Genomic DNA, 22,334 nt, shown 5'->3' on the forward strand with positions numbered 1-22,334 from the left:
CCTGCTTCAGCCTGCCGGAGGGCAAAGACGATCTGCTGTTCCGTGAATCGTTTCTTCATGTCCTGTAGGCTCCATTTTGTTAGTGCAAATGTACCCTTTTTTTCTCACTCAAAATGGACCAAGTTACGGGGGTCACAACCAAGCATCGCCATTCTCAAATCGAGCGTCGTATTTGTATCATAATATTAGACGACAAACTGCAATGAGTTCCTTATGAAGCTGGGGAGCCTCAATCGATTCGTGCCTCACCAACTATCTTCTTGCTGTAATGCTGAACGGAATTTGGTCCTGATGGATTCATCCTTGTTCACTTTGTGTTTTCCTAATCAACATCGGCAGACCTTATCTTCTCAGTATCTGGTGCCTTCATCAACAGTATATTCCTTCGGTTTTGAGAGCAAAAAGGTACTTCGGATCCAGTCTGGAACATCTTTCGCGACCTTATAATTCGTTTTTTTTAAGAACCGATACATGAGAGGATATCCGAACCGATCGCTCACACTTAACAAGCTGTCACCACTAAATTTGTACAAGTTGTACACAAAATAATTGTGCTCTTTGTATTCCTCGAGTTCCATACCAATAACCACGAAATGACCATCGTTGTCCATGTCCCGCTCAGGACGTTCAGCACTATATAGATTATGAAAAGCAATTTTCGTGAAATGCCCGTCCCTGTTCTGAATCAGATAAATATCCCACTCATCCAGTCCGAGCCCGTTTGTCATGTACGGAACCACTATTCGTATGTCGGTAAGTCCGTCTCCGTTATAATCCGCCAGAGCCGTAATTCCCCAAGAAAAATACATGCGAGGAGCACTACTATCCACAAATGTTTGGACGAGCCTGTCGTTCCGAAATATGCTTATTTTTGAGATGTCATCGTCATCAGACACATTCTCCTCAGGCGGTTCTACTCGAATGTCACATTTATCGCTGCCTGGAAATACAGTATTCAGAGATAAAGAGGTCGATTCGACAAACTTCTCGTCGTCGGATTCACTCGTGGAATCAACCCATTTGGGAACGTTTCGTTCCGGAGGTGCTTTGTACTTTTCAAATGGGTATTGAGCAAACCCTGATTCGCATAGCAGGACCCAAAAAGGCAACGCCAGTAATATTTTGGTCATTTGTTATTGATCCTAATTGTTGATCAGTTGTTGACCTGCCACCAATTGATGTACCACTTCACATTCAGTGTCCATATCAATCATCGCCATTGTCAAATCGAGCGTCGTGATACAGTCTATAAGGGTTCGCCCGTTTGCGAGGTGGACATTCAAGATATCCATTTCATATATTGCCGATGGATGATCCATTGGCCATTCAGCTTAAGTAGAAAAACAAAAGTGCCTTCCGCATTTTCATAACCAGCATAGCGTTCAACATATACGACCGCCTTGTTAAGTTTTGAATTGAAGCCAACCCTAGACACCTCCATGAAGCCAAGGTTCGTGTGGTATTTATCGCGGAAGACTGCCCAAGAATTTCCCGTTGTTAATGCAAAGACCGAATTCACCTGATCCGACGTCTGGAAAATGAGTTGTGTTTTTGGCCTCAAGGAGTCCGCGAAAAGGATCCATCGTTGTCGATTCTTCGAGTCGAAGTCGCGTCGCAACTCAACCGAGTCTCTTCCCTCAAAGAATGAGCTGTCTGTCGCAAAGAGGTCGAGATAATTTGAGGCAGAGTCTCCTCTTTTAAACATCTTAATCGTGGAATCGACTGACGATTGGACTATAGTAGAGTCTATGAATATGAGCGGCGCGCCCTGGTGAGATGGACGATAGAGGGAGTCTATTACTGTCGCGATAACATGGTACTCTTCGGCAGAAGATATGTCTACTTGGCCGGGCGGTCGAGTACAGCCAACCACGCAAGCAGTCAATGACAGTAAAAGTAATGAATATTTCATTTCAGTCCAGCTGCAAATGGCAATTAACTATTTGGTTAACGTATTCGCTAACCATCCTTATTCGACTTCGATAATGAACTCTTTCGTTTATCTTCTTCTTGATAGTAATCCACGACATCATTCCCACAGCCCTTCTGTGTCGACGGGAGAATGTAAATGCTGCCTAGCTAATTATCAAACAAATCAACGAGCGAGGACTGGAGCACTCTTAGGGGACACGTCAGTAGAGAAAAAATCTACCGAAGAACAGCGAGAGGTAGAAAACCCTAGAACCTATCACAAACAATTACTCAAGAACCGTCTCTTAGCAAAATAGCTGAACTGTCCAGTTGACATTGAAGACCTACAGTTAAATGAAATGGAACTATTGCTTTTTGAACACTACAGCTTTGTTGATGCGGTTCATAACTCGGTCAAGGAAATCCAGAAAACCCTTATAACTTTGGCTGTCAAAGTAAACATCGAGTATATTGACTTCGGCTGCAATTTCGATCCCATCTGGAATCTGATAGATATTTAGATTCGCAGAGCAGTCGTGAAAATTGGTTGGCGACTCGTTCGCGACTGTGTCTAATAACAAATAGCCCTGAGGCACTTTGATACCCCAATGTATCAAAAACTGGAGAGGCACCCCGAAGTAAAGCGCGTTATGCCTGTCCGTCGTGAAAATCTCATCCCTGAAATGCCTCATGATGATGTTGTCAGGCTTGAAAATCAAAAAGGAGTCCACACTCTGTAGTTTTGCCTTTTCGTAACCGGTAACCGTCTCCCTCAAGTCTCGCTGGTTCAGGAAATCGTTAATCCAAACCGAGTCGACCTTCGAAAAATGGTTTCCCGACACGCTGGATCTTACGCTGTTCTCAATATCACTAAGATTATCATCGTAGTACAAGTTTCTCAGTTCTTGTGCCGGCCTTCCTCTGAAACCTATCGTGAGCGAATCCTTGATCTCGTTCGTCTTTGTGAAAGTAATATCATGTTTCTCGTACGACAAGTTTAGGTTCCGGCCGGCAGGTTCCTTTACTATCATGTTGTAACAACTGTCTTCCCCCACGACCACAATATTGATATTGTGACTGAACCACGGTAATTCATAAGAAGAAGGAACGGAACGGTCGAAGTCATACAATTTCTTCTCCCCGTCTATAGTTACCAATAGTCCACATCGGTCGAACCATGTCCGGGTCGGCACAGTTGGCTCGAATGGACCATCTCTGAGGTCACGGATCCAGACAATGTTCTCTTTTATCCCCCACTTTTCGACTATCTTGAACATCAGGTACGATAGATCTGAGGCGTCACCTCTCTTCGAGTCAAAGAGCCCATCGACGTTCGAGCTCAGCGGATATAGCGAGTTGTACGAGGAGAGAACAAAATATTTTCTTAGGTGTGTATAAACACTGTCGACCCCCTTGAAACCGAGATCAGGGTTGTAGCCGTTTTTCGGAAGGTCCAAGATTTCGAAATCGCCACCGGCGACATGGCCTTTGTCTATGAAATCATTGAAGAAGCTCTTCGAAAGGTTGTTCCACGCTTGCAGCGAATCTTCCGCTTCATGGCCCGCAACGAACGCCGTCAGGAACGCCGAGGCTTCAAATGGATATGGAAACGGCTCACTTGGATAAGCTCTTAAGTTTGCGACGCTCCAGAAATATGTCTTCTCATCCCCATGGAGGCTGGCCTGTTGTACTATCTTGGGGTGACCGATTTCGTTTTCCGGAAAGCTGAAATACCTTATACTGTCCGATTTAGGAACCGTGATGTACAAGCTGGAATACAATATGAAGTCTTTGTCGTTGTAATAGAACAATCCCCCCGTCGAATACGAGAAGATGTCAGAATATCCGTATTCGTACTGGATCACATCTCCGAGAGAAACATTTGGTATCTTGAAAACTACTTTGCGAACCAGCGGAGTGTTGTCGGCCGATTTGACCTCAGCGATGTTTTGGACATTCTCACTTGGCATCTCAATTACCGTACTGTCAGGCTTCTGGACTCTTGCGCGAACGAAATATGAATTCGGGTAAAGGTTTCCGAGGCGCTCACTATATCTGAACTCAACATCTGCATACCGGTGCACGGCAATATCATCCAAGACTTTCACAATGATGACGATAGTATGGGATGTGTTCGGGACTTTGAGCCGGGTGCCGTAAAAATAGATATCCTGGTATGTGAGTGTGGTACTTTGTTCCTTCGTTAGTATTATCGCGTCCATGTCGGGAAATTTATCCGGCGTAATTGCGTTCTGCAGCTGCAAATCCGGAAGACTCCGAAAATACCCCTGACCCTGCGCGGCGTTGAGACATATTGCTACCATCAAAAATGTGAATATCGTTTTCAATTTATTTTTCCGCATTCAGTTTGAGTGTGTTATTAAATTCATCGGAGATTTCATGAAACGTCTTCTTGAACTGCGACTGATGAGCGGAGTCAATCGGGCCGGGATCAATCGCGTATTTATATTCCACGACCTGGCCTTTTGTCGAGTCGGCATTTGCCGGTCTAATATTGAGACGCAAGTCGACCTTATCGTAATACGGAAAATAATAAACACTCGTCGTGTCGATTCCTGAAAGCTCGCTCGGGAAAAGAAGTGGAAAGAGACGGTGAAAGCTCGAGTAGACGGTACCTCCGATCAAGGATGCCGAGTTGGGAAGTTCAACGGTTGCATCAAGGACGAACGCATCGGGTTTCGTTCTCCACGTGATTTCTTTTACCTCCGCGGTCGGGCTCAGTGTCTCCGTAATCCACTTTGTCGCGGATTCCTGCATTCTCGCCTTATTAAGCTGTGATTCCGTGAAGAGAAAATCCACCGCGTATTGATATTTCAATACGATAGTGAGCTTCCCAACGAAGCCGTCTTCCTCCTGTACAAGTTTTCCGGATATAGATAATAGATCATTTTCCGACTCTTCGATGGTCACCAGCCGGGATTTCCCTTGCTCGAGAATAAGAGCGGGCTGGTTTATTAGATCGCTTGAAACCAATCCCGGTATCCCCTGTTTGTTCGTCCCATCATACCACCAATCTGTCCCACCAAATTCATAATGAACCACGTCGTGGTTGAACTGATCCACGGGCAGGTCTGAAAAGAAGTGATCTCCTCTCCCCCGAACACAGAGGGCAAAATTAGGGTTCAGGCCGACACTCTTTGCCATTGAATACATAAGACACGAATAGTCTTTGCAGTCTCCATATTTATTTGCAAGGATCGAGGCGCAGTCGTGCGGAATGTATTCCTCGCCTTTTTTCAGGTAGACTTCTTCGAAGCGAATGTACCTCTGGCAATAGTTGAAGATTGCGTCCATCTTCTCCTTATCGTTCGTGAGACCTTTTGTCACTTCCTCTGCGGTTTTTCTGACCGTGGAATCGTATTGGGCCTTTTCGGACATCTGTTTAAGGTACCAGTCTCCAAGGCCTTCCCATGAAAATGGTCTTTCTTTCAGCGTAGCGCTGTCTCGTACGGCTGCAACTATCTCGGGATAATTGTCCAATGCAGCTAGAGTAGAAGTTTCCTCCTTCGGAACATATGTATTCCAATGAAACGAGTACTCTTTTCCTCCTTTAATTGAATCAACCCTAGGAGTGGTCGAATCGTTTACGATCCTGTAGTATAACGCGCTGTGGTCCGGAACATCTATCAGACACGTAATGTTCTCCCCGTTGCCAATTTCATCCAGTGAAAAGCTTATGCCGAGCTCGGGCAAATCGTTGACATGCACGTCGACCTCTTCAATCATATCGCCATCCGCAACCTCTCCATTTACGCTGAGCATTTTACTAACACTTTGAGTGACAACGCTCTTATCGCTCTCGTTGACGGTGACCACGTCGTTCTCGTCAAGGTTCTTCACATCGCCATTTCTCTTGATGATCCTTCCGTAAAAATCGGTCAGCCTATAGGTTGGGGAGTCGGTCGTTTCTAGGAGATCTGGGATGGCGTTTGTATTCGATCCGACTTTGATAACCTTATGCAAGGTAACTTCAAGACCGCCGCCGACAGAAAACTTGAACTGTTTTTTGAAATATATGACGGTGGTCTGCTGTTTTTCGATCCCGCTGAGTCGTGCAACTTCTTCCTTTTGAAGAAACGGGCTTGTACACCCTGCGAGCCAGCCGGATATAGCCAGAAGCATAAGGAGCTTATACGGTTTCCATAAACTGTGGTAATCGTAATTCTTTTCCACCACATCAGCCTCCATCTCTATAATCTAATGCGAACAAACTAAGCAGTCATAAGTTTAAGATGCAAAGCAGGTAGAATCTTCCTTGCCGCAGCGCACTTACCTAAGTTGTGCTGCCTTTACAAGGTGATCACCTTGACCTGCCCCGATCGATGTACTACTTCAAATTCAGTAATTCGCTCTCCATCACCATTGTCAAATCGAGCGTCGTGAATTGCCGTTGTTGGGCATCCGTGCTCAATCGATTGGCGAAAGAAAGTCTTTTTATATGGTCACTGTTCAACTTTTTCCCACTTAAGATTTTCTGTTGCGTAATCAACCAATACTGATATCTCACCCAAAGGGGCATAGTAGTCGGTGCTAACCTTCTTGGTCTCGTTTGGTGTCTTGACCGTGATTGTAATCCAGGGAAGGTCGGTGGCTCCTGTGGCATAGGTCTCTTTCATTTCGAAGAAGCGAATGGCAAAAAGGAGTGAAGTGATGCCAACAAACTGAGACTTATCCATTTGTGCCTTCCATTTACCAGCCCTCTTCGCATAGTAACGCCCGTCATAGAGCACAGTGCCATCTTTATCGAGGGTAACTGTGTACGATGGGCACGTTCCTAAACATGCGCTTCTGTCCACTATGATTTTATCAATCTCAACATTTTTCCTCCTCTGGATGGCAAAGGAAAGAACAATCGCAATGCGAACGTCTGTTGAGTGTCCCTTTATCATTGGCGTGGTGAATCGAGCGTTTTCGAGCGCGGTGATTGCGTTCTTGTTGAAAATTTCGGCACTGCTTTGTTTCACCTTCACATCATGAACAAGGCCAAACGAATCAATGCTCGCTGTCAGAATTACAACGCCCATAACCCCCGCCCTCAGTGCGAGTGGTGGGTACTTAATTGAATCTACAAAGGCCTTTAAGCCCTGCACTGGAATCGGAGCCGTGATTCCTTGATTGGGTTGCACAACGATTATGGTGTCAACAAAGACCAGCGGTGGACCGTAGCTACACCAGAATGAGTTTATGTAGTCATCGTAAAAGACTTCTGTGGTATCGTGGCTCTTTACCAAATGACTCCATTGAAGAGAGTCGGATTGTGCCATTCCAACATTAACAGCCACTGCAATCACGAAAATTGAATATGCCAGCATTCTCATTCGTTTATACACTTTCAAGTTTAAACTGAACCACGGAATGGCTTACCTTGTCGAGCGTGTCGTCGTATCGTCCGCAGCAACAATGCAGCGCCGCGCATCCTTTTTCTTCCCAATGCGCGTGCCATGAAGCCTGTCCGCCGTCCCGCAAGGCGGGACTTGCGGAAGGCGGGCGAACTCGATATATATAATAACGAGCGTCTTTTTGCCACCTGTTAGACGACGCGCGTACCATCATGAACGTTGTCATTTCGTAACCCTGAAATCTTGTAGAGTTGAGACTTTTCTGAAGTCTTTGGAATTCCCAACACATTCCTTGAGCAAACCAATTCCAGGAGCGTACCATGAAGAATCAACGACATCAGACCAATGGCCCACAACCAAGACCACGCTATCTATCGGTGTACCTCTGAATGTGAGTTGGCCAATTGAGGCGATTCTGTATGATGACACCCTCTCGTCGCGATCATATTCCCACTCGTTACCTACTGCCAAAGGTGCCTTGAGGAGGGGGACTGCGTAGGTTGGCCTGTGGTAGAGGTCAGAATCGCTTGCCGAATTGTAATTGTAAATTGTTCTGTCCCTTATGGTGTAGTATCCAGTGACATACTGTTTCAAGGAATCGCCTCGGATTTCTTCGTTGAAGTATTCGCCATGCGAGAAAAGAAGTGACCCATCACTGTGTCTCAAAGTGTCATTAATCCTGACTCGCAACTGGAAGAAAGTATGCATCCCATTTAGTATCCCCTCGACATTGTAAGTCCATGTGTTGCCGATTTTGAGCGGCAGATAAAACGAAACCTCATCGAGTCTGGCTTGTTGGGGGGCTGGATCTGACGCATTATAGAAAACACTTGCAAGCCAGATGATAATTGATGCGGCTACATATCGGAATAGCATTTAGATCCTCGTATAGCTACAAGCATTAATTCGATTGACGCGTGTCGCCTAACGTGTTGCCGCATCACGTTCGTGCCGCGCTCCTTCTTCGCGGAATACGCGCGCCATGAAGCAGACTCGACATATACATAATGATGAGCGTCTTCTTTTTGATTGCTATCCGTTGGCACCACGCTTGAAACATCTCACTTTCAAAGCATTAAGGGAGTCGAGCGGAAACACAAGCTGACCGCTATTGACTCTAATATTGATACCTAAGCTCAAATCAGCATGATGGACGCTCATCCAACTTAGAGAGCCATCTGCCACAACGATATGCATTGAGTCGGTCGGCACAACGTAGATAGTTCCACTGAATCTGCGGAACTCGGTCGATGCGATGCTAAACGGGACCATTGAAAACTGGATCTTCAAGGAATCTTGATTCAATGGCGTAAACTGAATTGTTATATAAGATGTGTCTTGGCCCGCTAGCAGAGAGGAAATGGAATCTCCCCAGAGATAATAACATTCCTGAAGTGAGTTGGGCCAGGAACCGTAACTTCTCCTGAAGAGATAAGATAACGTAGCTAATCGAACTGGCCGAACAGCTAGGCTATCAACTGTGTTTTGAAAATGAGTATTCAACGTTGAATTACTCGCTGAGCAGCCGTAGTAAAGGCCTAACGCTGAAAGAACGATTATGATATACAATCTATTCATTAACGATTCCTTGCGTGGCGCTCGTGGCTAACTAGTGTAAAGACACACATATATGTGTTTATTTCTTCTTTGATTGTTGAGTTACTGCTTACCACTTTTCAGCCCTAAATACTTGCAGAAATTTAGCCGGAGAGGAAATTAAAGGCAACCCGGCTCTAAGCCCATTAGAGCCATCCTTTTTCTAGTCGACAAACAAACCCGCAGGTCTATACTTCGTCCTTATGGTATCAACATGTACGTAATAGGACCTTTGCAAGGTAATCTGGTTGAGACCCTTGTTGACCTCACACACTTTCATTCAATTCATGGATCGCATTGTCTTGCGGCAAGGGCTTGTGGCAAGTTCAATCCGGATGAATTTAGGACCACTCCTTGTGGGTGCCCCAGAACAACCTGCACTGTGTTAGGCGATACGGTCTTCGATTTGATTTCCCTTTAACGCTGCAAAATTAGCTTTAATGCGTTTGTTTCAGTGTAGACATCCTGACAGTAAGCACTACACCAGAGATCGCCCCACGTCCCCTGCATCAAATCCGTCGTAAACGTAAAGACCCCTAGTAACTTATACTGCGAATCCAGAATCGTCAGTTGTGCCCCTGATACATCACCGCGTAAGTACATCGGTGATACGTCAGGTACATACCCCGTAGGGTTGCAGTTTTGACTTATTGGAGTAAAATTAGATTCGGTAAAGCTTAATGTAATATCAACGGTGTAATTACTCGTCTCTTTTATTTCCATTGTAACAGTTCTATCCTCCGTTGCCACGAGTTCAAGCGAATCTGCACAAAAGTCTGTATTAATATGAAACTCTACAGGAAGAGCTGTTTTCCAAGTCCCTTCGATTTTTCTTGCTGGTGTTAACGGGCCACCCTCATCCTTTTTGCAGCCTGCAAACAACAATGCTACTGTGACCAATGCCGCGATTGTTACCGTGATATTACTTCTCATGTTTGCCTTCATATTTAGGGGGTGCTATTCACTGTTATTATCTTTCCGCCGTGCAAACTTAATGGCATCATTCAGTCCCTAATAAATCCTTGAGCATGATATGACACCGTGTGGTTTTGTCGATGTCTGGAATGAGGAGTACTTGGAGGATCCGGAGCAGCCCTTGTTCGGACGACGGCGATCCATTGCCGTCTTAGATTTCGCCTGACGGACTAATGTAACCAGTAGCTTTGCGATTATCAACCTTGGTAATTCAGATCGTTGAGGTTACAACTCAACCGCCAGTAGAGACGTTTTCAAATCGAAGAATAAAATCAGAGCATCGTGGTCGCTGTTCCGGTAGTACCCGGAGTAGAAAGATGTTTGAGACGTGAGGTAGCGATTAGAAGGATGAGGCTCAAAACAAAAAGGCGGACCGTGAGATCCGCCTACCTGAGCGCCAACTATTCTTGAGAATTTATTTCATCAGGATCATCTTTTTCACCTGCATGAAGGTGCCTGCTTGAAGTCTGTAGAGGTAAATTCCACCAGGCAAATTTGTTGCATTAAATCTCACTTCATAATGACCCGGGTTCTGGCTGGAATTCACCAGTCGTGTTATCAACTGGCCAAGAGCGTTATAGACGTCAAGTTGAACGAATGCTCGTTGTGGCAGGTCGTAGCTTATGGTTGTGGTGGGATTGAATGGATCTGGATAATTCTGCGAAAGAGCGAGGCTGGAGGGAACCGGTTGCGGCTTGTCGCCGACTTCTGTTATCATTTCAGAGAGAGGACGACGCCAAACTCCGAACGCCGAGTGGCTATTTGACTGAGAAGTTCCCGCAAAAAGGTCCTTGCCCGACAGTGCAAGCGCATCGATTGACGCATTCGGAAGTCCGGCGCTGACAGACGTCCAGGTCGAGCCAGTGTCAGTGGAAACAAAAACACCGTTGTGGGAAGTCCCGGCGAACAAATCTGTTCCGTAACAGGCGAGCGACAACACGGAATTGTTGCTGAGTCCCTTTGATTCCCAGCTATCGCCGTTGTTGGTGGAAATATACACACCCTTGCCAGTTCCAGCAAAGAGCCTCGTGTCACTTATGACAAGGGACTGCACGCCGCTAAATACATCCTGCAGCCCCGAGTTCGTCTCCTTCCAGGTGGAACCGTTGTCAGAAGAACGGTAGGTCCCCATCATACCGCCTGCAAACATCACCGTATCATTCACGAAGATGTAGCTTGCATACGCGTATGGTCCCGAGAGACCGGTCTGCGTCCAACTTGATTCGCTACTGTCGTAGAAGAAAACTCCCGACGGCGTCCCGGCAAAAACATCCCCGTTGTGGGAGGCAAGAGATAAGACAAGTGTGTCGGACAATCCTTTTTTCAATTACATCCAGGTAGCGCCGGAGTCGTTTGAGTAATAGACTCCGTACTGTCCAGCCCCGATAAACAGGCGATCATTAGACACAGCAACAGCATTTATTGACAGATCCCATTTGGCAGACTCTTTCCAGGTAGTACCTCCGTCTGTCGACACCGATATCCCGCCTTCATCGATACCAGCCAAGAGTTCGTTCTCACAGGAAACAAGCGCGAGGATTGATGTGTTGACAAATCCGGCTGCCTTCCAGCTTAAGCCGTTGTCCCCCGACAGAAACACTCCTCCGTTAAAAGTCCCTGCAAATATCTGACGGCCTGCAACGAGGAGGCAAGTGACTGAAGGTTGGGTGAGTCCGGTGCTGCTTGCATGCCAGCTCGTTCCGTTGTCGGTGGAAACGAAAACACCGCTATCGGTGCCTGCATACACTAATCCGCCAGATGAAGCAAAAGAGTAGACAGGTGAATCCCCAAGACTAACGTGTGTCCAGCTTGTGCCGTTGTTTGTTGAAAGGAATACTCCCGCAAAGGGGGTCGAGACGAAAAGCTCATTGCCGCCTGCATTATCGTCGACGCAAGCAAGAGCGGTGATATGCATGTCGGTGAGTCCGCTGTTTACAGGTACCCAACCGCTTCCGTTGTCGGTCGAGAGAAAAACGCCGCTAGTGTCCGTTCCAACGAAAACATCTGGGCCCGACACCGCGATAGCCGACACTTTGCCTGTGTCGGGGCCGGAAGCGACTTTAGACCACGACGAACCTGCGTTAGTTGAGAGGAATACCCCCTGATATGTGCCCGCATAGACAGTAGTGTCTCCGGCGCCGGAAACAGCGACCGCCAGAGATGTCACCAAGGTATTTGTGAGACCAGTGCTGACTGTGCTCCACGATATGCCTTCGTCACCGGAAATATAGATTCCCCCGGATAAGCCTCCTGCCAGCACTCTGCCTGAAGTTGACGCGAGGGAGGTAATGGACGGCACCAGCATGCCTGAACTTATGAGAGACCATGTGGAGCCGCCATCGGTTGAGACGTAGACTCCTTCCATGTAGGTGCCGGCGAATACATTGCCACCCGACGATGCGAGACAGGTCACATTTCCGCCATGAGGGCCGCTGGTCTGAACCCACTGGGCCAGCGACGAACCCGTCATGGAAGACAAACAAAAGATCACTGAAAGAAGTCTAACTACCTTTTCCACTTGCGCCTCCCTTCATGCATTAGCGAAAGGCGATTGCGACTAACGTCCGCGCGAATCACGTTCGTGGCACGCTCCTTCTTGACATAATGTGCGCGGGATGGAGCGAGAACCATGATACGTAATAGTCGAGCATCCTTTTTTGCGGTTGTTAGCCGCCGTTTTAAACTCCTCTCATTGACGAGTAATCACAATATTCCGATAGCGATGGTACGCTTTGTCGTCTTGTGTTAGGGTTAACTTGTTTCCATCTACCTTCCCGTGAAATGATCCATTAAGTATAAGTGTCCAGTCAAAGATAGCAAGGTGAGCTACCATATCTTGCAAATACAATGAGTCGCCTGTGACATTATATTTCCCTCCGCCTGTCGGCACGAGTCCACCTCCGCAAGTGTACCATCCAGTATCTGAGAAAGTAAAAGTGGTTTGGCTTTGTTGCGTCGAAGGACTGTCGGTTCCCACATAATTCATGATAGAGAAAGTGCCTGTGTAGGTCCCTGACTGGATTGAAAGATTCGATGACGGACCCGTGGTAGTGCAAGCAACAAACAGGAGGGAGCAAAGAAGCATACAATACTTTTTCATACTTCAACCTCCTTTGATTGTAGTCCACGACATCATTCCCACAGCCCTTTGTCGAGGGAGGAATGTAAGTGGCAGTTGGGCAATTATCAAGCTTGGCATAGTCTACGACGGAATAGCAACACGACCCCATTAGACCCCTTTTCTCACCCAATAAAAAAATCCACAAATCTCTATCTCATCCAGGATAGTACCATCATGTACGGGTAAGCATCGATGTACGACTTAAAACGTTGAGGCTCTTTTTACTTCTCTAAATCAGTCCTAATGAGAGCTAGCTATTCATAGATGCACCAGGCGTAGCAGACATCTATGAATGCTTTCCTAGCTGGATCACTTTTTGCGGGCACGTGAGTTCCCGATAGAAACTTCCGTGAATGACCGCACTGCAGGGAGCTAAGAATGCAACCCATCACCCTGTCGTATTAGGCCATGGATCACTCCTTCGCCTGCACCGTATCTTCTCACCCTCCGATGGGCATCATCGGATGAACCTCGATTTTTGTCGGAATGTCTTTGAATATAGGATTGCCCTTGGCAATATCGACCGCTTCGTCCATGTCCTTTGCAACGATATGGAAATAGCCTGCAACCACTTCCTTGGTTTCATTGAGCGGCCCATCTCTCATGACTCCTTTGCTCTCGGTCACTATGCGGCTCCCTTTGTCGATGGGATTGGCTCCCTTCAGCTTCCCATCTTTTAAAAGCTTTCCTATGTAAGCGGTACCATGTTCGAGATGCATCTGCAGTTGCTCCTTGGAAAGATCGGTCCAAACGCTTCCCTCGGTCTTTATGATCAGCAAGTAATCTTTCATTTCCTCCACTCCATTTATTGTTTTCTTACACTCTAATGACAAATGAGTCATGTAATAAGGGACTTTCCTATCATGACATTTTTTGCCGACAAAACTCCACCCTTTTACGTAGCAAGGCTCTCTCTCTAATAGGGCCAATGGTATTGCAACCTGAATAATTGCAGAAATTTACCCCGACCACAAGTCAAACGCAACTCACGCGACACCCCGTAGATCCCAATAAGAAATCACGAACAAAAAAAATTAGCCTCGACCTGCTCCAGTATATATGTAGAACCTATCCGGGTAGGTACTCTTGTAACACTACTTCGGATGGGACCGTTTCTGTTAACCGTTTTCCAAAGGAACCCATCGTTCGACGAGCCGCCCTTTGTAAGTTGGTGCTTAATGCAACTGTACGCTTTTGGTTATGACCTTTTCAAGCCGGACCTAAAGTCGTATACCTTGATTACAGCAGGGGCTCCAAATGCAAGAAGAAATATACCCACCTGACCAATTTCATGGTGAACCAGAGCAACCTTCACAAGACTCGTTAAAGCTGTTACGCAAAAAAAGATACCGATCCATAATGATTGACTATTCGTCCCAACCAATGAAATTCTTGTTCTTACGGTTACCTTATTCAAATCCTCATCGCGGGCCAGTGAAATTTTGCTCATGATATACGGGATCTCCCACCCAAGATACAGAGCAAATAAAATTGCCACAACGAAGAGTGAGAGCGATTTAATCGCGTAAACTGGCAAGAAGTAGCCCGCTGCTATTGAGAGTAGAATGAGTAGTGGTTTCATAATCACATTCCTCTAATCTTCGGATCATTTAGTGATGTATCTTGAGCAATCAACTCAGTTGGCGACGAGGAGGTTTTCCTGTCTATCACTCTATCTTACTTCTTCTCTACTCTCCACTTTCGCCGAAGGCGTCACTTCGTGACAATACGGGTCCTGTTATGCGCAGGCAAAGTTCAATATCAATCGCGTTTTGCGGCACAACAAGAAGAGCCCGATAGATGACATACGGACGCTCTTGTTAGGCCGCCCGTTCAATTAATCACGCACATAGCGCAAGTGTGTAGCAGCCGGACTTTCATGCACCTTGTCAATTCGAAACCGTTGCACCGGCTCGCGTAGGTTCTCGAAAAGGCGTCTCCCACCACCGAACACCACCGGCGCCAGGGCGATCTCCAGCTCATCGATGACGCCCAGGTTTAGGTACTGCTGGATCACGTCCGCGCCGCCCGCGATGCGAATATCGCGACTGCCCGCAGACTCCCTAGCCTGCTCAAGGGCACTCTCTGGGCCGTCGTTGACGAAGTAGAACGTCGTCCCGCCCGGTCGGACCCAAGGTTCACGCTTCTCGTGGGTAAGAACGTATACCGGAGTGTGAAACGGGGCATCCTCTGGCCAACTGCGCTCGCCGGCGTCGAACATTCGCTTACCCATAATATTGGCGCCGATGCGCTCTGTGGTGTTACGAAGCATGTCATTGACCGGACCGGTCTCTCCCCCTGGTCCGATCTTGAGGTTCTCGCGGAAGTACTGCTGATTAAGGATCCAGCTCATCAGCGCACCCCACTTCGCGCCCCAGTCCTTGTACTCGGGTCTATCCCAATTCTCCATGGTCATTCCTTCCGGTGCCATGTAGCCGTCAAGGCTAAGTCCGATGTTTACGAATACCTTGCTCATGATTCTCCTCTCACGACTATAGATTGCGGCCCAACTATTGTCTATATAGTTTCCAGATAAAACGGCTCTCTGGGTTGATTAGATGTGCCGCAAAACGCCTTCTCAAAATGTATCTTTGCTTGCGCATAACCTACTTGGTTAACGTATTCGTTAATCATTCTTCTTTGGCTTGGTTAAAGAACCATTTCGTTTATTCGCTTCATGATTGTAATCCACGACATCATTCCCACAGCCCTTTGTCGATGGAAGAATGTAATCCGTGGTTATGCGACTATCAAGCTTGTGGACCTGATTGGAATTGGGAGCACGTCAACGCAATTTGCCAACCAATAGACCGAGTGTCACGCACCAATACGACCTGCTTGGTCCAGGACCTGGAGAAATGTTTGCACAAATCTTGAGTGCAATTCCAAGCCAATTCAGTTCGCCGGCATACAACCCAGCCTCCAACGGAATCCCAAATCGGGTGGTTTTCTCCACTGTCAATCCGAGTCCAGCACTAACCGATGCACAACTGCCATTAAATCTGGCAACTCTGCCGTACATGAGACCGTATTCTGACATCTGGCTTGGATTACCGAGAATAGAATTGGTACCTCCAATCCCCACGACACGGCCCAATCGCACTGTGTATTGACTGTGCATATCCAGAAAGGAAAAACTGATGTCGCTCCCAACTGCGAAGTGAGTGTTCCATCCACCGAAACCCAAACCTATGCCTAACCAGTATTGATGATTTGTCTCCACGTCTAGACTACCCGCCGCAGAACATTCAGGGCACGCGATGCATATCATGGCCACATAAACGATAGCGCAAATCATCCAGAATCGTCCTGTAAGATTATTCGTCCTAAGAGAACTTGAGCCGTTAGTCCCTTCACCGTAAACATCCATTTCATTTTCTCCTTCATTGGATGTTGCTTCATTCCCGCTTGGACAAGTTAGCTGATGCAGGGCTAGCGAATGTCAAGAGACCATCTGGCTTGAGTCACAAACTTGTCATGCTCGACTTGTTCCGTTTCGCCTGCCTCCAATTGATGAATCAGTCTCAAGTCAATGATCCGGCCTTCCCACTAATAGACCACTGGACTGGTTCTGGCAGGATGTCAATTCCTATTTTTCCGTCAATATCGAAACCAATTTCGACTCCGGTGTTCCATTACTATCGACGACTGGGAAATCTGCCTTGTAGTTCCAATGGCAATAGGCGATATCGTTCTCGTTGAAAATCTGACATAAATCCTTATAGTATCGGAGCATTATATCATCCGGAATTCTCGGATAGACTCCGTATTCACCGCAGTACAATTGCAAATGGTATTGTCTCGCGACTTTTATCGCCGGCATCATCTTTTCTTCAAGGATTTGTTTCGTGAAATAGCCGTTTGCTCCATCTCTCATGAACTTGACGGCCGCAGATGACAAGTCTTTGTAGCATGAGGTGTCGACCACTTGTCCCGGGTAATTTACCGGCCCGTTGTACTCTGCAATAGGGGTCCATGATGCAGTGTGGTGAGTCAGCGCCATTGGAGTATAAAAATGAAAACTCAGGATCAAATTGGAATCGTTTTCAGGAAATCTCAGCTCAGGAAAGGTTTCGGCAATCTGCCATCTGTTCGAGCCGACTACGATCTTTCTCGCGGGTTCTTTAACCCTGATCGCGGCTATCACCTTATTAAGGACTTTGTTCCAATCCTCCGGAACGTTCGCAACAGGCTCATTGAGAATCTCATAAGCGAGCTTGTCATTCGGATATTGATGCAGCTCGTCTGAAAGCTGGCGCCACATGCCGGATAATTTCTCCTGTTCAGCAGGATCAGTCCACAATTTATTTACCCCAGCACTGAAGGAGTGCGCTCGAATAATATGAAGGTCTACGATGACTCGCAATCTTGCGGCGATTGCCCAGCGTATCGCGTTATGAAGCAGCCCGATGCCCTCAGCTTCTCTATCCCCGAGTGAATCCCACAATTGTACTTCATCTACAGGTATCCTGACGTGGTCAAATCCCATCGAAGCAATGGAATCGAAGTCAGCTTGAGTCATGTAGTGTCGCCTTTCTTCCCCGCGCTTCTCACTCTGAGATAGCCAATGGCTAATATTGACTCCTGTTCTTATCACGAACCGACCCACCTCGCCGGGAGATTTCGAATCCTGAGCGATTGCAGAAGCTAACGATCCGAGAATTAATAGAAACAAAGACACCTTAAACATGATGATGCCTCCTGGCGTTATTTGCTCCTCGATTAGTCTGAATACTTTATGCGACTCTTTACCTTTTACGATATTGCTTATGGGACTTCCCTTCTATGCAGATATTAAGGTTTGCTCCGGCATTGACCTGACACCGATTGATGTACCAGTGATATTTTCAAAAATGTTAAGTTAGTGAGCCGATCACGCGTTGGAAACGTAATGTCATTGTTGAATTCGCTCCGTGCTTGGACAAATCACTTGGGTTGTTCGAGCCTGATGAGTACTTTTCATGAATCCCTTCTCAGAAATACCAATTATCAAAATCAGTTTTCTTGTTCAAATGTACATGTCCGGAGTGCTTACGATACCATGCCTTCCATTTCGAGATTATTTGCGATTGAGCGTCCGGCGGCGCAATGTAGAGCACATCATGCGACATCCGGTCCGCGAAAAAAGCCACCTGACCGTTCTTATCTCTTAAGAAGTAGGATCTTTCCTTCTCAGCCTTGGCAAACTTGTGTTGCGTGCGGGCAGTAAAGTCGAGTCCAGTTAGATAGCGTAACGCTCTGATGCACCAAATGATATGCACCTCCTTCAAGTGTCTATCATACTCCTCAGGTGAAATTCTTGTTACACTATTTATTGGGGACAGCTCAGCTATCAATAATTGAATTGACGAATCTGGCTCGTTTCGAAGCATCGCGAGCTTATTGTATACATATGAGCTGTCATTGATTCCTAAACTCTGCACAGTGATGGTCAGCTGACCTTGGGCAGGAGTCGAAGGAACCCACAAAATGTCCGTAGCCACAACCGTCAGAACAACGAGTGTAATCTTCTTCATTTGTTCTAGTTTACCATCTAACTTTTTAAACATTACAGAAACATTGCTTCCTGATTTGCGTCGCTATGTCCTTCTTTTTTCTCCAGCCTCCTCTTTCAAGATGTGGTCTGTTAGGTGACGTTAATGCACCCACTCGATTCCTTCCTACCAATGTCTCTCATCTCATCATGCGAGTAGAATACAACTCGGCCATTTTCTGACATTACGTACAAGTCCCAAAGAAAAATGACTCCTATAATTACAAAGTTGAGCATATCATCGTATTCTTCAGCACTGAAGAAGTATGCCCGTTTGTCTATCAATTTGCCCTCCAGTTTGTACGCAGACTGTAATCGCTCAAATAAGGGAAACCACTCCCCTGAAGGCCAAACAGACCAATTGGCAAAATATATGAGGCCATCATGCCCTCGATAATCCGATAGGTCATCTTTCACCATGTATATGCGGTGATTTGCATCCGGCGGGATCCTTTCTTGTTTAATGACGACAAAGTCTGGACGGTCTGATGAAACCCTGAAGCCCATCGTCTCCATCCAATCCAATCCATCTTTCTTAGAAGCAATTCTCAATTACGATCTCCTAAGCAAATATCGCACAACATCGGCCAGAAAGAAGTCCCGCTGCGCATCGAAGAGTTCTCTTTAAGCCTCTCTAATCCCCTTTGGCACATAATCAAAAAAGCGCTCAGTCAATATGCCGTGTGTCCATTCAGAACGCATCGTTGTACTCTTGACAACTCGGCGCAGATTTGATAATAAGCCGCGGTTTAGCTCTCGCGCACTTTGACCTTCGAATGTCTTTGAGATCTTGAATCCCTTCTCCGTCCGGATTATTCCATCAGCTCCGATAATATCAATCAGAACCGATTCGAGCTTTTTCGGATCAATTGTGCTTACATCAGCAATAAGTTTGAATAGTTCCTTAGACATGCCCGCCTCCCTGGTTGCCTAAGGTTAGATAACCCCTAATGAAAATGCAACTCAGCTGCCCAGTAGACTCCATTGAAATTTCAGAACAAAAAATTTTGGGCTCGACCTGCTCCATGATATATGTAGAACCTCTGGGTTGGGTACTCTTGTAACAGTACTTGGGATGGGACCCACTTTGATGCTTGACCACCAGTTTCCACGTTCATTAACCCGTTGGATCACTTTTTGCGGGCACGTCAATTCCCGTCCGCCCGCACGATGGACGGCCGGGTTATAGGGACCCGCTCTCAGTGGGAATCTGTCTTCCCAATCCCTTTTAGGGGCTTGATGCCGCCCGGCGGCGCGCCTCGACGTTCGCCAATAATTGAAAAACGATTACCGCTTATGTAAGAGAAAACCATACAAAATGCACAAGGCCTCACGTAATTATGACGATGCAGGAAGCCCCGCAATTATGGTCTGGCAGTAGCCAAACCGCCAAAGAAGAATCCAAAGCCCAGGACGGAGTCACAATGGGGACAAGAATACATGATTTCTTTCTTTATCCAACCTTTCACTTCTTTTTGAATTGTCTCAACGGATTCAGCTGACTCTTTCTTTGTCTTCTCAAGAGTAACTGTCTGCTTGCAGTACGGGCACTTTGCCATTGGTCTCTCCTTTCAATCCAGTTATTGTATGATCAGATAAAAATTGCATTTCCTCAACCCGTCGTGCGCGCTGGCGCATAATTTCTTCAATACCGACAGATGTCGTTTTACCTGCTGGATTCAGTATCGAAGGCGTCATACGGCGGTTTTTATATTGACTGTATTGCACGACATCGCTCGTTCCCATAGCCCTATGGGCTCCTTGCAAGAATCTAAACGCTGATAAAGCGATTTTCAAGATTGGCAATTCACTTTGATGAAAGTGCAATACGACTGAGGATGACGAGCTACAGTAAATTCAGTCGCTGCTGAATATGCCGGGCAATTTAATATTACCTCAGTTCATCGTGCCGCGTCAGTGCTTGATCCACTCACCTCTTCGTGAACTTTCGCCGATTGCGTCGATCACCTTCATGTTGGCTATTCCGTCTTCAAGCGGTGTGGGGACATTTCCGTTTGTCATGATGGCCTGCGCGAAGAGATCCAACTGAATCGTGTACTGATCGCAAACGTCAAAGAAGAGCTCTTCAACTGTTCCGCCTTTTTGCAGCCATATCCTGGTCGGACGATCGTTCGGCGCATTGAACGGAATTTCTATCTCGATTCTCCCCTTTGTTCCCAGAATGTTGACTCTCTGGTACGGCTGCATCTGAGTTCCGCAAGTGAATGTCGCAACACTACTACCGAAATCCAGAATGCCTGACGCGAGACGGTCAATCTTGCTCTTCGGATCGTACTCCACCCTTCCCATGATTCGATTTGGTTCGCGACCGAACAAGTATCTTGAAAGCGATACGCAGTAACAACCGATGTCCAGCATGGCACCCCCGCCGGTTTCCACGATATTGCGAATGTTTGTTGCATCGTCGTTGTAATAGGAATAGAGCGAATGAACTCCAACGATCTCGCCTACTACCTTCTCGTCAACAAGCTCCTTGACTTTTTTCCATTGCGGGTGGTGGCGATACATGAACGCTTCCATAACTTTGAGGTTCGGATAATCTTTTTCTGCTCCTTCGAGCCTACGTGCATCATGGTAGTTCAACCCGATCGGTTTCTCGCAAAGGACGTGTTTGCCTGCCTTCAGCGCTTTCAATGTCCAGTCCACATGCAGATTGTTCGGCAGCGGAATGTAGATCGCATCGATCCCAGGATCTGAAAGAACCGCTTCGTACGAGCCAACGGCCTTCGGAATTCCAAGTTTAGAAGCGGCAGCTTTGGCTCGACCGAGGTCCCGTGACGCAATGGCGCTCACCTCGGAGAATTTACTTTTCTGAATCGCAGGAATGGTCACTCTCGCTGCGAATTTCGATGTGCTCAAAATTCCCCATGAGATTTTTTGCATACTAATTCTATCTCCAATTATAGTCTGTGTGGCCATTCAGTTGAATGGTTTAAACTCCATTCAGAATCTGTCTTCAGGACAGGTCTCGCGAGGGATCCCAGGTAATCCTCGACTCGGTACGCTACCGCTTCCTCTTTGGGTATCCGACCGTCTGCCCGAAGAGCACTCGCTGATCGTCACGCAAACTCAAAGCCTCTTTGATGGCGGATTTATTGCAGTTGTGAAACCATGCCGCAAGTTTTTCGGACGCCGCGAACAAATATACGTTGCCCGCGATAAGACCGGTGTCCGCGTAATAATATGATTTTTGGATTTCAGGATCGTGCAATCCCGGTTCCTGGTAGCCGGAAGTGTTGACGAGCTTGTTCACATCAGCTACGTAGATCAGCTGAACCGGAGCGCTCCCGGCAAATTCGGCCTGGCCTGCCCCAATAGCCAACGTCCGCAAGTCTTTCCCGAGAATTAGATTGAGACTATGGTGAAATGCGTCGTACAAATAAACTCCTTCTTCCATCGCCACATAAATGTCAATCTCCTGCGAGTTGCTTGCCGATGCTGCGGTTCTTCCGGGAATTTCAAATGGCCCCTTCTCCCTATTTACTCCGCACGCAGACCAAAGGAGATTTGAGATCAACTGGAGAGAAAGCTTCCTGTCACTTATCTCGCGAGTAGTTCTTCTTTTTTTAAATGCCTTGAGAATATCTCCTTCAAGTTTGGGCTTCGGTAGTGCGATCTTTCTCGAATCTTCTGGCGACTGAGATTGCCCGCGCCCGGATTTTGTTCCGGATTTTGCCCGTCGGGTCTTTTTAATCATAGAATTCTCCTTTCCTTCTTCTTCCACCTTCTCATTAAAACCTGCTCGGCGCTAAACAGACTGTTGTTCAATCATTATTACCGGACAAATATGACTAAGGGAGTCATGAAGTCAAAGCGA

At 46.8% G+C, this 22,334-nt stretch carries 21 protein-coding genes; all 21 read right to left on the reverse strand.

Annotated elements, in window-relative coordinates; all coding sequences use genetic code 11:
- Window positions 1-350: 350 nt before the first annotated feature.
- Window positions 351-1,130 (reverse strand): hypothetical protein, encoded by a 780-nt coding sequence (locus VIS48_00770; GenBank protein ID HEY9164671.1) that lies wholly within the window; start codon window positions 1,128-1,130, stop codon window positions 351-353.
- Between the two features lie 149 nt (window positions 1,131-1,279).
- Window positions 1,280-1,912 (reverse strand): hypothetical protein, encoded by a 633-nt coding sequence (locus tag VIS48_00775; protein ID HEY9164672.1) that lies wholly within the window; start codon window positions 1,910-1,912, stop codon window positions 1,280-1,282.
- 364 nt (window positions 1,913-2,276) lie between these two features.
- A complete protein-coding gene (locus VIS48_00780) occupies window positions 2,277-4,259 on the reverse strand; it encodes a DUF3857 domain-containing protein (GenBank protein HEY9164673.1) in 1,983 nt (660 codons plus the stop codon).
- A gap of 1 nt (window position 4,260) precedes the next feature.
- Window positions 4,261-6,105 carry a transglutaminase domain-containing protein gene (locus VIS48_00785; GenBank protein HEY9164674.1) on the reverse strand — a complete coding sequence of 615 codons (1,845 nt, stop codon included), beginning with the start codon at window positions 6,103-6,105 and terminating at the stop codon, window positions 4,261-4,263.
- Window positions 6,106-6,374: 269 nt separating this feature from the next.
- Window positions 6,375-7,250, reverse strand: coding sequence for a TonB family protein (locus VIS48_00790; protein HEY9164675.1), 876 nt, complete (start codon window positions 7,248-7,250; stop codon window positions 6,375-6,377).
- 243 nt (window positions 7,251-7,493) lie between these two features.
- On the reverse strand, window positions 7,494-8,147 hold the full coding sequence (locus VIS48_00795) for a hypothetical protein (GenBank protein ID HEY9164676.1): 654 nt from the start codon (window positions 8,145-8,147) through the stop codon (window positions 7,494-7,496).
- A gap of 1,137 nt (window positions 8,148-9,284) precedes the next feature.
- The gene (locus VIS48_00800) at window positions 9,285-9,800 is read right to left on the reverse strand and encodes a hypothetical protein (protein HEY9164677.1); all 516 of its coding nucleotides are present in this window, start codon (window positions 9,798-9,800) and stop codon (window positions 9,285-9,287) included.
- A gap of 457 nt (window positions 9,801-10,257) precedes the next feature.
- Entirely contained in the window at window positions 10,258-11,169 is a 912-nt protein-coding gene (locus VIS48_00805) for a T9SS type A sorting domain-containing protein (protein HEY9164678.1), read from the reverse strand.
- Window positions 11,170-12,360 (reverse strand): hypothetical protein, encoded by a 1,191-nt coding sequence (locus VIS48_00810; GenBank protein HEY9164679.1) that lies wholly within the window; start codon window positions 12,358-12,360, stop codon window positions 11,170-11,172.
- Between the two features lie 171 nt (window positions 12,361-12,531).
- The gene (locus VIS48_00815) at window positions 12,532-12,942 is read right to left on the reverse strand and encodes a hypothetical protein (GenBank protein HEY9164680.1); all 411 of its coding nucleotides are present in this window, start codon (window positions 12,940-12,942) and stop codon (window positions 12,532-12,534) included.
- Between the two features lie 461 nt (window positions 12,943-13,403).
- On the reverse strand, window positions 13,404-13,754 hold the full coding sequence (locus tag VIS48_00820; GenBank protein ID HEY9164681.1) for a YciI family protein: 351 nt from the start codon (window positions 13,752-13,754) through the stop codon (window positions 13,404-13,406).
- A gap of 407 nt (window positions 13,755-14,161) precedes the next feature.
- Window positions 14,162-14,545 carry a hypothetical protein gene (locus tag VIS48_00825; GenBank protein HEY9164682.1) on the reverse strand — a complete coding sequence of 128 codons (384 nt, stop codon included), beginning with the start codon at window positions 14,543-14,545 and terminating at the stop codon, window positions 14,162-14,164.
- A 255-nt stretch (window positions 14,546-14,800) separates the two neighbouring features.
- A complete protein-coding gene (locus tag VIS48_00830) occupies window positions 14,801-15,439 on the reverse strand; it encodes a dihydrofolate reductase family protein (GenBank protein HEY9164683.1) in 639 nt (212 codons plus the stop codon).
- A 309-nt stretch (window positions 15,440-15,748) separates the two neighbouring features.
- Entirely contained in the window at window positions 15,749-16,333 is a 585-nt protein-coding gene (locus VIS48_00835; GenBank protein HEY9164684.1) for a hypothetical protein, read from the reverse strand.
- 219 nt (window positions 16,334-16,552) lie between these two features.
- Window positions 16,553-17,653, reverse strand: a complete 1,101-nt coding sequence (locus VIS48_00840; GenBank protein HEY9164685.1) for a cellulase family glycosylhydrolase — start codon at window positions 17,651-17,653, stop codon at window positions 16,553-16,555.
- 283 nt (window positions 17,654-17,936) lie between these two features.
- Window positions 17,937-18,512, reverse strand: coding sequence for a hypothetical protein (locus VIS48_00845; GenBank protein ID HEY9164686.1), 576 nt, complete (start codon window positions 18,510-18,512; stop codon window positions 17,937-17,939).
- Between the two features lie 77 nt (window positions 18,513-18,589).
- On the reverse strand, window positions 18,590-19,048 hold the full coding sequence (locus VIS48_00850; protein HEY9164687.1) for a hypothetical protein: 459 nt from the start codon (window positions 19,046-19,048) through the stop codon (window positions 18,590-18,592).
- Between the two features lie 72 nt (window positions 19,049-19,120).
- Entirely contained in the window at window positions 19,121-19,408 is a 288-nt protein-coding gene (locus VIS48_00855) for a hypothetical protein (protein ID HEY9164688.1), read from the reverse strand.
- A gap of 606 nt (window positions 19,409-20,014) precedes the next feature.
- The gene (locus VIS48_00860) at window positions 20,015-20,242 is read right to left on the reverse strand and encodes a hypothetical protein (protein HEY9164689.1); all 228 of its coding nucleotides are present in this window, start codon (window positions 20,240-20,242) and stop codon (window positions 20,015-20,017) included.
- A 168-nt stretch (window positions 20,243-20,410) separates the two neighbouring features.
- Complete coding sequence (locus VIS48_00865) at window positions 20,411-21,400, reverse strand: Gfo/Idh/MocA family oxidoreductase (GenBank protein ID HEY9164690.1); 990 nt, start codon at window positions 21,398-21,400, stop codon at window positions 20,411-20,413.
- A gap of 121 nt (window positions 21,401-21,521) precedes the next feature.
- The gene (locus tag VIS48_00870) at window positions 21,522-22,214 is read right to left on the reverse strand and encodes a SagB/ThcOx family dehydrogenase (protein HEY9164691.1); all 693 of its coding nucleotides are present in this window, start codon (window positions 22,212-22,214) and stop codon (window positions 21,522-21,524) included.
- Window positions 22,215-22,334: the final 120 nt, after the last annotated feature.

Source organism: Candidatus Kryptoniota bacterium (assembly GCA_036567965.1).
Lineage (GTDB): Bacteria > Bacteroidota > Ignavibacteria > Kryptoniales > JAKASW01 > JAKASW01.

Bases quoted from the DNA above. Each gene is read 5' to 3' on its own strand.
- VIS48_00820 (HEY9164681.1), bottom strand. From the start codon at position 13,754: ATGAAAGATTACTTGCTGATCATAAAGACCGAGGGAAGCGTTTGGACC.
- VIS48_00815 (HEY9164680.1), bottom strand. From the start codon at position 12,942: ATGAAAAAGTATTGTATGCTTCTTTGCTCCCTCCTGTTTGTTGCTTGC.
- VIS48_00775 (HEY9164672.1), bottom strand. From the start codon at position 1,912: ATGAAATATTCATTACTTTTACTGTCATTGACTGCTTGCGTGGTTGGC.
- VIS48_00835 (HEY9164684.1), bottom strand. From the start codon at position 16,333: ATGGATGTTTACGGTGAAGGGACTAACGGCTCAAGTTCTCTTAGGACG.
- VIS48_00800 (HEY9164677.1), bottom strand. From the start codon at position 9,800: ATGAGAAGTAATATCACGGTAACAATCGCGGCATTGGTCACAGTAGCA.
- VIS48_00845 (HEY9164686.1), bottom strand. From the start codon at position 18,512: ATGTTTAAAAAGTTAGATGGTAAACTAGAACAAATGAAGAAGATTACA.
- VIS48_00790 (HEY9164675.1), bottom strand. From the start codon at position 7,250: ATGAGAATGCTGGCATATTCAATTTTCGTGATTGCAGTGGCTGTTAAT.
- VIS48_00865 (HEY9164690.1), bottom strand. From the start codon at position 21,400: ATGCAAAAAATCTCATGGGGAATTTTGAGCACATCGAAATTCGCAGCG.
- VIS48_00840 (HEY9164685.1), bottom strand. From the start codon at position 17,653: ATGTTTAAGGTGTCTTTGTTTCTATTAATTCTCGGATCGTTAGCTTCT.
- VIS48_00855 (HEY9164688.1), bottom strand. From the start codon at position 19,408: ATGTCTAAGGAACTATTCAAACTTATTGCTGATGTAAGCACAATTGAT.
- VIS48_00770 (HEY9164671.1), bottom strand. From the start codon at position 1,130: ATGACCAAAATATTACTGGCGTTGCCTTTTTGGGTCCTGCTATGCGAA.
- VIS48_00830 (HEY9164683.1), bottom strand. From the start codon at position 15,439: ATGAGCAAGGTATTCGTAAACATCGGACTTAGCCTTGACGGCTACATG.
- VIS48_00795 (HEY9164676.1), bottom strand. From the start codon at position 8,147: ATGCTATTCCGATATGTAGCCGCATCAATTATCATCTGGCTTGCAAGT.
- VIS48_00825 (HEY9164682.1), bottom strand. From the start codon at position 14,545: ATGAAACCACTACTCATTCTACTCTCAATAGCAGCGGGCTACTTCTTG.
- VIS48_00860 (HEY9164689.1), bottom strand. From the start codon at position 20,242: ATGGGAACGAGCGATGTCGTGCAATACAGTCAATATAAAAACCGCCGT.
- VIS48_00870 (HEY9164691.1), bottom strand. From the start codon at position 22,214: ATGATTAAAAAGACCCGACGGGCAAAATCCGGAACAAAATCCGGGCGC.